The organism is Hylemonella gracilis ATCC 19624 (assembly GCF_000211835.1).
Classification (GTDB): domain Bacteria; phylum Pseudomonadota; class Gammaproteobacteria; order Burkholderiales; family Burkholderiaceae_C; genus Hylemonella; species Hylemonella gracilis.
Genome location: NZ_AEGR01000075.1, coordinates 1 through 12,880 on the forward strand (window position 1 = coordinate 1; position 12,880 = coordinate 12,880).

Annotated in this window: 10 protein-coding genes; 2 read left to right on the top strand and 8 right to left on the bottom strand. The window is 66.9% G+C overall.

All coding sequences use genetic code 11. The features are described 5' to 3' along the window. Positions 1 to 160 precede the first annotated feature (160 nt). From bioB to HGR_RS11850, 8 genes are all read right to left on the bottom strand, one after another. Complete coding sequence (bioB, locus tag HGR_RS11815; protein ID WP_006298485.1) at positions 161 to 1,204, bottom strand: biotin synthase BioB; 1,044 nt, start codon at positions 1,202 to 1,204, stop codon at positions 161 to 163. Between the two features lie 14 nt (positions 1,205 to 1,218). After that, positions 1,219 to 2,817 (bottom strand): L-aspartate oxidase, encoded by a 1,599-nt coding sequence (nadB, locus tag HGR_RS11820; RefSeq protein ID WP_006298487.1) that lies wholly within the window; start codon positions 2,815 to 2,817, stop codon positions 1,219 to 1,221. Between the two features lie 97 nt (positions 2,818 to 2,914). Further along, positions 2,915 to 3,784: a segregation and condensation protein A gene (locus tag HGR_RS11825; protein ID WP_006298488.1), complete on the bottom strand. Its 870-nt coding sequence runs from the start codon at positions 3,782 to 3,784 to the stop codon at positions 2,915 to 2,917. A 27-nt stretch (positions 3,785 to 3,811) separates the two neighbouring features. After that, positions 3,812 to 4,033, bottom strand: coding sequence for a DUF3460 family protein (locus HGR_RS11830; RefSeq protein ID WP_006298489.1), 222 nt, complete (start codon positions 4,031 to 4,033; stop codon positions 3,812 to 3,814). A 131-nt stretch (positions 4,034 to 4,164) separates the two neighbouring features. Then, complete coding sequence (locus HGR_RS11835) at positions 4,165 to 5,046, bottom strand: YoaK family protein (protein ID WP_169312699.1); 882 nt, start codon at positions 5,044 to 5,046, stop codon at positions 4,165 to 4,167. Positions 5,047 to 5,298: 252 nt separating this feature from the next. Further along, positions 5,299 to 7,410: a methionine--tRNA ligase gene (metG, locus tag HGR_RS11840; RefSeq protein ID WP_039853384.1), complete on the bottom strand. Its 2,112-nt coding sequence runs from the start codon at positions 7,408 to 7,410 to the stop codon at positions 5,299 to 5,301. Between the two features lie 167 nt (positions 7,411 to 7,577). Beyond that, a complete protein-coding gene (locus HGR_RS11845) occupies positions 7,578 to 9,137 on the bottom strand; it encodes a methyl-accepting chemotaxis protein (protein ID WP_006298492.1) in 1,560 nt (519 codons plus the stop codon). 121 nt (positions 9,138 to 9,258) lie between these two features. Next, a complete protein-coding gene (locus tag HGR_RS11850; RefSeq protein ID WP_006298493.1) occupies positions 9,259 to 10,530 on the bottom strand; it encodes a patatin-like phospholipase family protein in 1,272 nt (423 codons plus the stop codon). A gap of 130 nt (positions 10,531 to 10,660) precedes the next feature. On the opposite strand from HGR_RS11850, the gene apbC reads away from it, so the two are divergent. Both apbC and HGR_RS11860 read left to right on the top strand, forming a co-directional pair. Beyond that, a complete protein-coding gene (gene apbC, locus HGR_RS11855; RefSeq protein ID WP_006298494.1) occupies positions 10,661 to 11,764 on the top strand; it encodes an iron-sulfur cluster carrier protein ApbC in 1,104 nt (367 codons plus the stop codon). Between the two features lie 127 nt (positions 11,765 to 11,891). Then, positions 11,892 to 12,860, top strand: a complete 969-nt coding sequence (locus tag HGR_RS11860; protein ID WP_039853387.1) for a LysR substrate-binding domain-containing protein — start codon at positions 11,892 to 11,894, stop codon at positions 12,858 to 12,860. Positions 12,861 to 12,880: the final 20 nt, after the last annotated feature.

Here is a 12,880-nt window from a genome sequence, read left to right on the forward strand (position 1 = left end):
GGGGGGGGGGGAAGCGCCGCCACTGGCGGCGGTCGGGGGTGCGCCGGTGTTGTTCGTCGGGGCCGTGCTGCTCACAGTTGTCTCCGGAGGTCGCGTGAGGCGCGAATGTAGCGCAATCGGCGCGCGGGGGTGAGCCCTCTTGGGCGCGCCGGTTTTTCCCTCAGGTCTTGCCCAGAGGCTGCTGCGCCGCGCGCATGCCCAGGCGATTCAGCAGTTGCAGATCGGCATCGGTGTCCGGGTTGCCGGTGACCAGCAGCTTGTCGCCGTAAAAAATGGAGTTGGCGCCGGCCAGGAAGCACAGCGCCTGGATGCCGTCACCCATTTGCTGGCGGCCGGCCGAGAGGCGCACGCGCGCCTTGGGCATGGTGATGCGCGCCACGGCGATGGTGCGCACGAAGTCGAAGGGGTCCAGCGGGTCTTGGTCGGCCAGCGGAGTGCCTTCCACGCGCACCAGGTTGTTGATCGGCACGGACTCGGGATAGGGATCGAGGTTGGCCAGTTCGGCGATCAGCCCCGCCCGATGCCGCACGGTCTCGCCCATGCCCACGATGCCGCCCGAGCAGATCTTGACGCCCGCCTGGCGCACGCGGGCCAGGGTGTCGAGGCGGTCCTGGTAGTCGCGCGTGCTGATGATGTCGCCGTAGAAATCGGGCGCGGTGTCGAGGTTGTGGTTGTAATAGTCCAGGCCCGCGTCACGCAACTGCTCAGCATGGCCTTCATCCAGCATCCCCAAGGTGGCGCAGGTCTCCAGGCCCAGGTCCTTGACACCGCGCACCAGCTCGGCGATTTTTTCAACATCGCGGTCCTTGGGCGCACGCCAGGCCGCGCCCATGCAGAAGCGCGTGGCGCCCGCATCCTTGGCGCGTTGCGCGGCGAACAGCACCTCCTGCAGTTCCATCAGCTTGCTGGCTTTGACGCCTGTTTCATAAGAAGCCGATTGCGGGCAGTAGCCGCAGTCCTCGGGGCAACCGCCGGTCTTGACCGAGAGCAGGGTGGCGAACTCAACCTGCGTCGGGTCGAAGTGCGCGCGGTGCACGGTCTGCGCGCGGTGCAGCAGTTCGGGAAAAGGCAGATGGAGCAGGGCTTCGATGGCGTCCAAGCTCCAACGTTCGGTCTTGGGATGCGTGGGGGCCTGGGCTTTGGGCTTGTGCAGGGTGATGGTCTGCGTGACCACCGCGTGTTCGGTCGTGGAAGGGGCGTTCATGGTGGGGTCTGGAATCAGGGGGCAGGCGTGAGGAAGGTCGGCTTGGCCTCGGGCAGCAGGTCAGGGTAGTCGCGGCTGTAGTGCAGGCCCCGGCTTTCATGGCGAGCCTGCGCGCTGCGCACGATCAGCTCGGCCACCTGCACGAGGTTGCGCAGCTCGAGCAGGTCGCGCGTGACGTGGAAGCTGGAATAGAACTCCTGAATTTCCGAGTTCAGCAAATCGATGCGGTGCGCGGCGCGTTCCAGCCGCTTGTTGGTGCGCACGATGCCCACGTAGTCCCACATGAAGCGGCGCAGTTCGTCCCAGTTGTGCGAGATCACCACCGACTCGTCGGCGTCCGTCACGCGGCTGTCGTCCCAGGCCGGCAGGTCGGGCAGCGGCGCGGCCTGGTCGCCACGGATCGCGTCGGCCGCGGCGCGGGCGTAGACCATGCATTCCACCAGCGAGTTGCTGGCCAGGCGGTTCGCGCCATGCAGGCCGGTGTAGGCCGTTTCGCCGATGGCGTACAGGCCGTGCAGGTCGGTGCGGCCGCCCAGATCCGTCACCACGCCGCCGCAGGTGAAGTGGGCGGCGGGCACGACGGGAATCCAGTCCTTGGCCATGTCGATGCCCAGTTCCAGGCAGCGGGCATAGATGTTGGGGAAATGCTCCTGCAAAAAGGCCTTGGGTTTGTGCGTGATGTCGAGGTAGACGCAGTCCACGCCGTGGCGCTTCATTTCGTAGTCGATGGAGCGCGCCACGATGTCGCGTGTGGCCAGTTCGGCGCGCGGGTCGTGCTCGGGCATGAAGCGCGTGCCACCCGCTTCGGGCGGCAGGCGCAGCAGCGCGCCTTCGCCGCGCACGGCTTCGCTGATCAGGAAGCTCTTGGCGTGCGGGTGATAGAGGCAGGTCGGGTGGAACTGGATGAACTCCATGTTCCCGACACGGCAGCCCGCGCGCCACGCGGCCGCGATGCCGTCCCCGGTGGAGGTGTCCGGGTTGGTGGTGTAGAGATAGACCTTGCCCGCGCCGCCCGTGGCCAGGATGGTGTGCGGGGCGGCGAAGCTCTCCACGGTGTCCGTGGCTTCGTTCAGCGCGTACAGGCCCAAGCAGCGATTCGAGGCTTTGTCGCCTCCGAGCTTCGCGCTGGTGATCAGGTCCACCAGCACATGGTGTTCGAACAGCGTGATGTTGGGCTGCATGCGCACCTTGGTGCGCAGCGTGGCCTGCACGGCCGCGCCGGTGGCGTCGGTGACGTGGACGATGCGCCGTTCGCTGTGACCGCCCTCGCGGGTCAGGTGCAGGTGACCGTCCTCGCGCGAGAAGGGCACGCCCAGTCCTTCCAACCAATGGATGTTCTCGGCCGCGTGCTCGACCACGAAGCGCGTGGCCGCTTCATCACACAGGCCCGCGCCCGCGACGAAGGTGTCGTCCACATGCTGTTCCAGCGTGTCGCCCTCGCCCATCACGGCGGCGATGCCACCTTGGGCCCAGCCGCTGGAGCCATCGCTGAGTTCGCGCTTGGTGATCACGGCCACGCGGTGCGTGGGCGCCAGGTGCAGGGCGGCGGACAGGCCTGCCAGGCCGCTGCCCACGATGAGGACGTCGAAGGAATGGTGCGTGGGAGAGGTCACGGGCTGCTCACGAGGAGGAATCGAGAGGGTTTTTGGCGCGGTGCGGGCCGGCCGGTGCAATGTGGGGGCCGACTATAGACGAGGCTTGCCCAGGCTGTCAGGCGGGCGTGTAGCTCAGCCGCACGTAGATGGGGGCATAGGCCTCGGCCTGGGTGATCTCGATCAGGCTTTCCTTGGCCAGCTCCAGCAAGGCGATGAAGGTCACGACCAGCACGGGGACACCCTGCGCGGGGTTGAAGAGTTTCTCGAACTCGACGAACTTGCGGCCTTGCAGGGCCTTGAGCACGATGCTCATGTGCTCGCGCACGGACAGCTCCTCGCGCGTGATCTTGTGGTGCTGGACCAGCTTGGCACGCTTGAGGATGTCCGCCCAGGCGCCTTGCAGGTCGACGATGTGCACGTCGGGGAAACGCGGCTGCATCGATTGCTCGATGTACACCTGCGCCTTGAGGAAGTCGCGGCCGTAATGCGGCAACTCCCCCAGTCGCGCGGCGGCCAGCTTGATCTGCTCGTACTCCAGCAGGCGGCGCACCAGCTCGGCGCGCGGGTCCTCGGCCTCTTCGCCCTCGGCCGTCTTCTTGGGCGGCAGCAGCATGCGCGACTTGATCTCGATCAGCATCGCCGCCATCAGCAGGTACTCGGCGGCCAATTCGAGGTTGCGCTTGCGGACCTGCTCCACGTAGGTCAGGTACTGGCGCGTGACCGCCGCCATCGGGATGTCGAGGATGTTGAAGTTCTGCTTGCGGATCAGGTAGAGCAGCAGGTCCAGCGGGCCTTCGAAGGCCTCGAGGAAGACCTCCAGCGCGTCCGGCGGGATGTAGAGGTCCTGCGGCAGCTGGAACAGCGGTTCGCCATAGAGGCGGGCCACCGCGACATGGTCCACCACCTCCGGCATGCCGGACTCGGTGGCCAAGAGATCACCGCCGTCCTCCAGGGAACTGGAGGCGCTGGTCTGGGGTTCGCTCATGCGCGGCGCAGCCCGGTCACAGGCCGCTCAACGCGCCTGCTGCGGGGTGTCGCTGGTCTGGTAGACGTAGGGCTTCTGCGCCACGCGCGCGGCTTGGTAGCCCTGCCAGGCCTGGGCGTCGACGGCTTTGTCCCACAGCAGGGCGCGGCCCTGGCGTTGCTCTTCTTCCAGGCTGGGCTTCTCGGCCTTCAGTTTCTGGATGAACTGGGTGGCTTCGGACTTGTAGTCAGGGTAGCGGAACAGATGCATGGCGGGCACACCGGAAGAGAGAAGCGGGCATTTTAGCGGGGCCCAGCCCGACCCCGCCCGCACCCGTGCCGGGGGGCGGTGGCGCGGGTTGCGCTCCATGGCTGGACTGAGCTGGGCGGGACGGTGGGCATTCACCGCCCACGGTCTTCCGAGGGGGCTGTGTCCGTGTGCGGCGGCGGGTCCGGGCGCAGCAATTCGGAAGCCTGCCATTCCGTTTGCGCGTCAGGGGCCCAGTGGCCGTGCCGCAGGTCATGCAGCAAGGGACCGGCCACCAGCAGCAGCAGCAGCGCGACCAGGGGCAGGGTCGTGGCGTAGCCCCAATACTTGAAGCCCAGCGCGCCCATCAAACCGCCCAGCAGGAAGGCCGTCACCAGCAGCAGGTGCATGCGCAGCTTGACCCGGTTGACGCGCACCCGCCCCGGGATGGGCGAGCGATTGGGGTAGACCAGCTTGCCCAGCTCGATGCCGATGTCCGTCACCAGGCCGGTGACATGGGTGGTGCGAATCTCGGCGTGCGAGATCTTGGTGATGACCGCGTTTTGCAGGCCCATCAGGTAGCACAGCAGCAACACCGTCAGCGGCGTGAACAGACTGGCCTGCGCCCAGGGCCAAGCCTGCAGGCTCGCACCAAAGACGCCGAAGACCAGCAGCAGCCCGGCTTCCAGCAGCAGCGGTCGCGCGTAGGCGCTGCGCAGGTGGCGGCGGCGAGACCAGTTGACCATCAGGGAGGTGGTCATGGCCCCGGCGACGAAAGCCCCCAAGGCCGCCAGGCTGGCCAGCACCAGCGTCAACTGGCCGAGAACCAGGTGGTCCGCGATGGACGAGACCATGCCCGTGACGTGGGAGGTGTATTGCCCAATGGCGAGAAACCCGCCCGCGTTGGCTGCCCCGGCGATGAAGCACAGGCACAGCCCCAGGCGCAGGTTCAGGCTGGGGGAGCGGTGGATGTCAGTCCACCAGAAGGGCAGATGGGTCGGCCGGGGCTGGGGCATGCGACGCGGCGTCATGGGCATGCGCATGGCGGCCGAGCGTGCCGTCGAGTTTATGACAAGGGGCCGCCCATTTGGCAGGGCTTTGCCCCGCGTGCTTGCGAACAATTCGCGTGCACTATGTCACAAGCCTGGTAAGCCCCCCCTTTGTGGGGATGGTCAGGGCGCCCCGGCTTGGTTACATTTACTCCAGCTGCTGTCACACGGCTAAGTCAGGTGAACGGGGCATACCACGGATGCGGTATGCCCCGTTTTCTTCTTCCGCCGCCCGGCAGGTCAGCGCACCCGCATGCCTGGCTGCGCGCCGGGCCAAGGGTTCAGCACATGGATGCCGGGCTGCGCTTTTTCATCCGCGTGGCTGGCGGCCAGCACCATGCCTTCGCTGACGCCGAACTTCATCTTGCGTGGCGCGAGGTTGGCCACCATCACGGTGAGCTTGCCAATCAGGTCTTCGGGCTTGTAGGCGCTGGCGATCCCCGAAAACACATTCCGCGTCCGGCCTTCACCCACGTCCAGGGTGAGGCGCAGCAGCTTGGTGGAGCCTTCCACCGCTTCGCAGTTCACGATCTGGGCGATGCGCAGGTCGATCTTGGCGAAGTCGTCGATGGAGATGGTGTCGGCGATGGGTTCGCCGCCCGGCAGGGTGGCATTCGCATTCGCGCCCGGCAGAGCCGACCCCGCGGCGTCTGGGGTGGCGTTTCCGGTGGTGGCTTCGGTCAAGGCAGAGGCTCCCGCGGGCGGTTCAAACAAGGCGTCCAGCAATTTGGGGTCCACGCGCTGCATCAGGTGCTGGTAAGGCTGGATGGCGGCTACCGATTGTTGGACATCCCAACGGCCCATGGGCAGACCGGTCAGCGTCTCCACCTGCCGGGCCAGGGCGGGCAGCACCGGGGTCAGGTAGCGCGTGAGCGCGGCGAAAGCATTGACCAGCACCGAGCAGACCTGGTGCAGGCGGGCGTCGTTGAGCGGGTCCTTGGCGAGTTCCCAGGGTTTGTGCTCGTCGGTGTAGCCGTTCACGCGGTCGGCCAGCGCCATGATGTCGCGCAGCGCCTTGCCGTAGTCGCGGCCGTCGTAAAGCGCGGCCAGCGCGGGCGCGGCGGCGTGGATGTCCTGCAGCAGTGCCGCACCCTGGGCGTCGAAGCTCTGGGTGAGTCGGCCGCCGAAACGCTTGGACAGGAACCCCGCCGCGCGCGAGACGATGTTGACGTACTTGCCAATCAGGTCGCTGTTGACCCGCAGCATGAAGTCCTCGCGGTTGAAGTCGATGTCCTCGTTCTTGCCCGAGAGCTTGGCCGCGAGGTAATAACGCAGCCACTCGGGGTTCATGCCCAGCGACAGGTACTTGAGCGGGTCCAGGCCGGTGCCCCGGCTTTTGCTCATCTTCTCGCCGTTGTTGACGGTCAGGAAGCCGTGCACGTTGACCTGGTTCGGCGTCTTGCGGCCGCTGAAATGCAGCATGGCGGGCCAGAACAGGGTGTGGAAGTACACGATGTCCTTGCCGATGAAGTGCACCTGCTCGACCGCCGGGTCGGCGATGTAGCGCTCGTAGTCGATGCCAATCTTGCCCAGGTAGTTCTTGAGCGAGGCCAGGTAGCCCACCGGCGCGTCCAGCCAGACGTAGAAATACTTGCTCGGCGCGTCGGGAATCTCGATGCCGAAATAAGGCGCGTCGCGCGAGATGTCCCAATCCCCCAGGCCACCCTTGCCGTCCGCGTCCTTGGTGAACCATTCGCGGATCTTGTTGGCGACTTCGGTCTGCAACTTGCCGTCCTGCGTCCAGTTTTGCAGGAACTCCAGGCAACGCGGGTCCGAGAGCTTGAAGAAATAGTGCTCCGAACTCTTGAGCACGGGCGTCGCGCCCGACAGCGCGGAATAGGGGTTCTTCAGTTCGGTCGGCGCGTACACCGCGCCGCAGACCTCGCAGCTGTCGCCGTACTGGTCCTTGGCGCCGCACTTCGGGCATTCGCCCTTGATGAAGCGGTCCGGCAGGAACATGTTCTTCTGCGGGTCGTAGAACTGCTCGATCGTCTTGGTGGCGATCAAACCCGCGGCCTTGAGGTCGCGGTAGATGGCTTGCGAGAGCGCGTGGTTCTCGGGGCTGTCGGTGCTGCTCCAGTTGTCGAAGGCGATGTGGAAGCCATCGAGGTAGGGCTTGCGACCGGCGGCGATGTCGGCCACGAACTGCTGCGGCGTCTTGCCCGCCTTTTCGGCCGCGATCATGATGGGCGCGCCGTGGGCGTCATCGGCACCGACGAAATGCACCTCATGCCCCCGCATGCGCTGGAACCGCACCCAGATGTCGGCCTGGATGTACTCCATGATGTGGCCGATGTGGAAGTTGCCGTTGGCGTAGGGCAGGGCGGTGGTGACGAAAAGCTTGCGGGGCATGGGCATCCTTGGGGGGCGTTCCTCGGCGGGGAACCGGCGATTTTATCGGTCTGCACCCCGCGCCGCCCTTTCCCTGTCCCGCACAGGCCGCGCGCTGAGGGTCTCCCGCCTTGGAAAGCGGGGCCCCGCCCCGTGTGCCAGGCCGGGTGCCGGAGAGAATCAGAAGATCAGGACGGCAGCGCCAGCCGGTCTTCGCGGCGCGCCAGCGCGGCAGGCCGGCCTGCAAGCGCCGTGTTCGTGGCCAGACGGAAGGCGCCGACGGCCTGGGACAGCACCCGGGCTTGCTGTTCCAGCGCGGCCGCGGCCGAGGCAGACTCCTCGACCAGGGCGGCGTTCTGCTGGGTGGTGGCGTCGATCTGCGCCATCGCCCGGTTGGACTGGCCGATGTCTTGGTGCTGCTGCCGGCTGGCCTGAGCGATGCGGGCCATCAGCGTGCGCATCTCCTCCACGTTCGCCACCATCTCCTGCATCGCTGTGTTGGCCGAACCGACCAGGGTCGCGCCGTGGTCGGCCTGGGCGACGCTGCCGGTGATGAGTTCTCGGATTTCCTTGGCGGCTGAACCGCTGCGCCCCGCCAGCGCGCGCACCTCGCCCGCCACCACCGCGAAACCGCGGCCCTGTTCACCCGCCCGCGCGGCCTCGACGGCCGCATTGAGAGCCAGCAGATTGGTCTGGAAGGCGATGCCCTCGATCACGTTGATGATTTCGAACATCTTTTTCGAGGAACGGTTGATTTCGGCCATGCTCGCGGTGACCGAAGCCATGGTCTCGCCGTTCTGTCGCACGATGTCCTTGGCGCTCTCGGTCAGACCCTGCGCCTGGCCCGTGTGCGCGACCGTTTCCTCGATCACGCCGCCCAATTGCTCCAGCGCCGCGCGGGTTTCCTCCAGCGCTGCGGCCGTGTGCATGGTGCGCTCCGACAAATGCTGGCTGCCGCCCACGACCTGTCCCGCCGCGCCGTGGATTTCCGCCGCGCTCACGCGGATCTTGTCGATCATGCCGTGCAGTCCGTGCACGACCGAGGCCAGCACCCGGGTTAGCTCACCCAACTCGTCCTTGCGGTCGCTGTTCAGGCGCACGGTCAGATCGCCGTCGGCGACCCGGCGGCCAACCCGCAAGGCTTCGTGCAGGGGGTGCACGATTTGGCGCGCGATCAACAAGGCCAAGACCAGGCCCGCCGCCAGGGAGACCAGGGTGGTCAGGCCCAGCATCCAATTCGCGGTGACGCTGGCACCCTCCAGGCGCGCTTCTTCCTCGGCATAGTGGAGGTTGATTTCGTTCTGCAGATCCAGCATGCGCGTGTTGAGCGCGCGCAGGCCCGCCGTGACGCGGGCTTCGTCCCCCAGGCTCAGGGTCTGCGCGTGCTCCGTCGCGTAATCGCGCAGCCGCGCGCTCAGGGCGCCGACCCAGGCGCTGTCGGCATCGGTCCAGCCCTGCCCGGCTGCGATTTCGTCCTTGATGTCTTGCAGTCCCCGCTCAATCTGGCGCACGGCCTCGGCATGGGGCGCCAGATGGGCGCGGTCGCGGTCCAGCGCGTAGGAGAAGTTGGCGTCGCGCGCGGCCACGGTCTGGTCGTACATGCCGCCATAGACCTTGAGGCGGCGCATGGATTCCTTGGACGCGGCCAGGCCAAAAAAGCCCGAAGAAGCGATCAGCACGCTCAGGCCCAGCAGCAGGCCAAAGCCCAGGAACAGTTTGACGGTGACGGACAGGTTCTTGAGTGACATGTTTCGGGCGGTTGGCGAGGGCGGTAAGGGGCGGGGCGAGGGGGGAGGTGAAGGGCTGTGAAAGGTGAGTCCGGTGCGCCAGGGCCGAGCGGTACCGGCAGGCGAGCGGGCCAGACCGGCTTCAGGTCCAGCCGAAGAATTTGCGGATGGCGTCTTCCTGCCGCAACGCGTCCTTGTGGCCCAACGCCATCAGTTCGCGGGTGAAGGCGGCTTCGAACAGCAGATAACTCGTCAACGCGCCGCTGTTGGCGCTGACCTTGCCTTGCTCGGTGCCCGTGGGTGCTCCCCCCAGCGCTCCCAGCAGTGCCCGCACCATGTGCGGCAGGTCCTGTGTGTGTTCGGCCGCGATCCGGTCGATGCGCTCGGAAGGCGAGATCACCAGCAATTCGACCGGCCGCAGGCTGCTGGCCCTGCGCGCCTCGCTGGGAATCAGGCTCAGGGTTTGGTTGATGCGCAGGATGCGTTCGACGTCCACGGCCAGCGAGTCCAGGAAGATGCTGGACATGGCATGGCCGGCGATCTGTGCAAGGGAGGGGTAACTCAAGGCCGGTTGCGAAATCATCGTGTCGGCGGGTTCGCTCATGCGGCCCGCGCCGATGACGAGGATGCGCTCCGAGCCCAGGTGGATGGCCGGGGCGATCGGCGCCGTCTGCCGCATGGAGCCGTCGCCGAAGTATTCGATGTTGTCGTGGATGGGCAGCGGCTGGGCCGGGAAAATGAAGGGAATGGCCGAGGACGCCAGCAGGTGCTCGCGGGTGATGGGCGCGCGCACGGCCAGACGCTGCGAACGCATCCAGGGTTGGAGGTGTTCGGCGCCTTCGAAAAACGTGACGTGGTTGCCCGAGCTGTAGCTCGATGCGGTGATGGCCAGCGCCTGCAAATGACCGTCGGCGATCAGCCCAGGCAGGCGCTCCAAGGGAATCATCCGGTTGAGCAGCTCCGCCAGCGGGCTGTTGTCCAGCAGCGAGCGCGGCTTGATGCGCCGCCAGCGCGCCACCATCCAGCCCATGGAGATCAGGCTCATCCAGCGCGCGCCGGTGCGCAGCACGCTCAAGGTGTCCGCGCCGTAGACCTGCCCGGCCTCGAAGTGCGACCACACCCGCGACAGCCGGGTGACGGCCAGGCGGAAATCGTCGGCGCTGCAGGCCAGGGCCGCGGCGTTGATGGCCCCGGCCGAGGTGCCGGTGATGATGGAAAAAGGGCTGGGCTGGGGCGCGTTGGGGGGCGATCCGGGCGGCGGGGGCTGGTGCTTGCGGCGCAACTCGACGATGGCCTGCAGCACGCCGACCTGGTAGGCGGCGCGAGCGCCACCGCCGGTCAGTAAGAGGCCCACCGGGGGCGGCCCGCCGTGGGAAGAGACGTTGTTCTTGTCGGGGCTATGCACTTCAGCCATGGACCCGCATTATGCGAGGCCGGGAAAACGATGGGAACAGGATGAGCGGGTCCGCAGCACGCTGCCCGGACTGGCCCTAGACTACAGCCCTTTCCGAGACACCCGCCGCGAGGCGCAACCAAGCAAGAACATGGCAGTGACAGAACAGGCCGTCCAGCAGGCCTTGCAACAAGTGGTCGACCCCAACACGGGCAAGGATTTCGTGTCGGGCAAGCAGGTCAGGAACCTCGCCATCGGCGCGGGCGCGCAGGGCAGCGACGTGTCCTTCGACATCGAACTCGCCTATCCGGCCAAAAGCCAGCACCCAGCCCTGCGTGCCGCGCTGATCGCCGCCGTGCGGCGGGTCGAGGGCGTGAGCAACGTCTCCGTCAATATTCAGACCAAGGTCGTGGCGCATGCCGTGCAGCGAGGCGTGCAGCTGCTGCCGGGTGTGCGCAACATCGTGGCCGTGGCCTCGGGCAAGGGCGGCGTGGGCAAGAGCACCACGGCGGCCAATCTGGCGCTGGCGTTGGCGGCCGAAGGCGCCAGGGTCGGACTGCTGGACGCGGACATCTACGGCCCCAGCCAAACCATGATGATGGGCGTGTCGGGCCGGCCCGAGAGCACGGACGGCAAGACCATGAACCCCATGCAGAACCATGGCGTGCAAGTCATGTCCATCGGACTGCTGGTCGACCCGGACCAGGCCATGGTCTGGCGCGGCCCCATGGCCACCCAGGCGCTGGAGCAGATGCTGCGCCAGACCAACTGGAACGACCTGGACTACCTCATCGTTGACATGCCCCCGGGCACGGGCGACATCCAACTGACCCTGTCGCAACGCGTGCCGGTCACCGGCGCCGTCATCGTCACCACCCCGCAGGACATCGCCCTGCTGGACGCCAAGAAGGGCGTGTCCATGTTCGAGAAGGTCGGCGTGCCCATCCTGGGCCTGGTCGAGAACATGGCCGTGCACATTTGCAGCAACTGCGGCCACATCGAGCACATCTTTGGCGTGGACGGCGGCAAGCGCATGGCCGCGGAGCAAGGCATGCCCTATCTGGGCGCGCTGCCCCTGAGCATGCAGATCCGCATCCAGGCCGACAGCGGCAAGCCCAGCGTGGTGGCCGACCCCGACAGCGAGGTCGCGGGCATCTACAAGAACGTGGCCCGTCAGGTGGCGCTGGCCATCGCGGCGCGCAACAAGGATTACTCGGCCAAGTTCCCCGGCATCTCGATTTCCAAGGACACTTGAACTGCAGCTGGGCCGGGCCTCACGGGACCGGACCGAGTTCTGGATCGCTGATCTCTTGCATGCCGCCGGATCGCCTGGCGGCAAGCCTCTCGCCGCCCTGGCTGACGCCGGACACCTCGCCATCGCCATGAATCTTCTGGTTTCCATGCGCTACCTGGTCGCGCTCGACGAGCACAAGCACTTCGCGCGCGCCGCGCAAGCCTGTTTCGTCACCCAGCCTGCGCTGTCCAACGCCCTGCGCGCGCTGGAGGAGGAGTTCGGCAGCCCCATCGTGCGCCGTGGCCGCACCTTCGTCGGGTTCACCCCAGAAGGTGAGCGCCTGCTGGAGAGCGCGCGCCGCATGCTGCGCGAGGAACAGTTGCTCAAGCAAGACCTGAAAAGCGTGGGCGGGCGCATCCAGGGCCGCCTGGGCATCGGCGTCGTGCCCTCGGCAGAACCGGTCGCCGCGCGTTTCGCCGCCATGCTGCAGGCACGTCACCTCGGCATCACGCCGGTGGTGCGTTCCATGAGCTCGCAGGAGATCGAATCCGGCTTGGAAGACCTGACCCTGGACATGGGCCTGGGGTTCATCGAACGGGTGCGACCAGGTGCCTTGCAGACGCTGCCCCAATACGTCGAGCATTATTTTCTGGTGCGCCGGGTCGATGCCTCAGTTGATGTCGCGGCCTCGCCCGAGGGCCTGTGTTTCGGCCCGCCCATGGACTGGCGCGAAGCCGCGGCCTTGCCGCTGTGCCTGATGAGTCCGGAGATGTACAACCGTCACATCCTGGACGGTGCCTTTGGACAGGCGGGCTTGCGCGTGCGGCCAGTGATGGAAACCAACTCGGTGCTCAGCCTGGCCCTGGCCGCGGTCGGTGGCTCGGTCAGCAGCATCATGCCGGGTGCCTTGGTGGGCGCGGTTCGGACTTACCGTGAGTTGGAAGCCCGGCCCCTGGTCGGCCCGGTCGTGCGCACGCCGATTGGCTTCATGGTGCAAAACCCCGCGCGCAATACCCAGGACCGGCGCTCGCGTCCGCTGGAAGCCGCTCTCGCCCTGGCGCAGGACCCCGAGTGGCTGAGCCATGCGGCCGCCCACAGTGGCGCGCTGCAGTCCTGATCGGGAGCAGGAGAGGCGCA

What these genes read in the sequence shown, in the direction of transcription:
- bioB (WP_006298485.1), bottom strand. Translation starts at nt 1,204, where the DNA reads ATGAACGCCCCTTCCACGACCGAACACGCGGTGGTCACGCAGACCATC.
- HGR_RS11825 (WP_006298488.1), bottom strand. Translation starts at nt 3,784, where the DNA reads ATGAGCGAACCCCAGACCAGCGCCTCCAGTTCCCTGGAGGACGGCGGT.
- HGR_RS11830 (WP_006298489.1), bottom strand. Translation starts at nt 4,033, where the DNA reads ATGCATCTGTTCCGCTACCCTGACTACAAGTCCGAAGCCACCCAGTTC.
- HGR_RS11835 (WP_169312699.1), bottom strand. Translation starts at nt 5,046, where the DNA reads ATGCCCATGACGCCGCGTCGCATGCCCCAGCCCCGGCCGACCCATCTG.
- metG (WP_039853384.1), bottom strand. Translation starts at nt 7,410, where the DNA reads ATGCCCCGCAAGCTTTTCGTCACCACCGCCCTGCCCTACGCCAACGGC.
- HGR_RS11845 (WP_006298492.1), bottom strand. Translation starts at nt 9,137, where the DNA reads ATGTCACTCAAGAACCTGTCCGTCACCGTCAAACTGTTCCTGGGCTTT.
- HGR_RS11850 (WP_006298493.1), bottom strand. Translation starts at nt 10,530, where the DNA reads ATGGCTGAAGTGCATAGCCCCGACAAGAACAACGTCTCTTCCCACGGC.
- apbC (WP_006298494.1), top strand. Translation starts at nt 10,661, where the DNA reads ATGGCAGTGACAGAACAGGCCGTCCAGCAGGCCTTGCAACAAGTGGTC.
- HGR_RS11860 (WP_039853387.1), top strand. Translation starts at nt 11,892, where the DNA reads ATGAATCTTCTGGTTTCCATGCGCTACCTGGTCGCGCTCGACGAGCAC.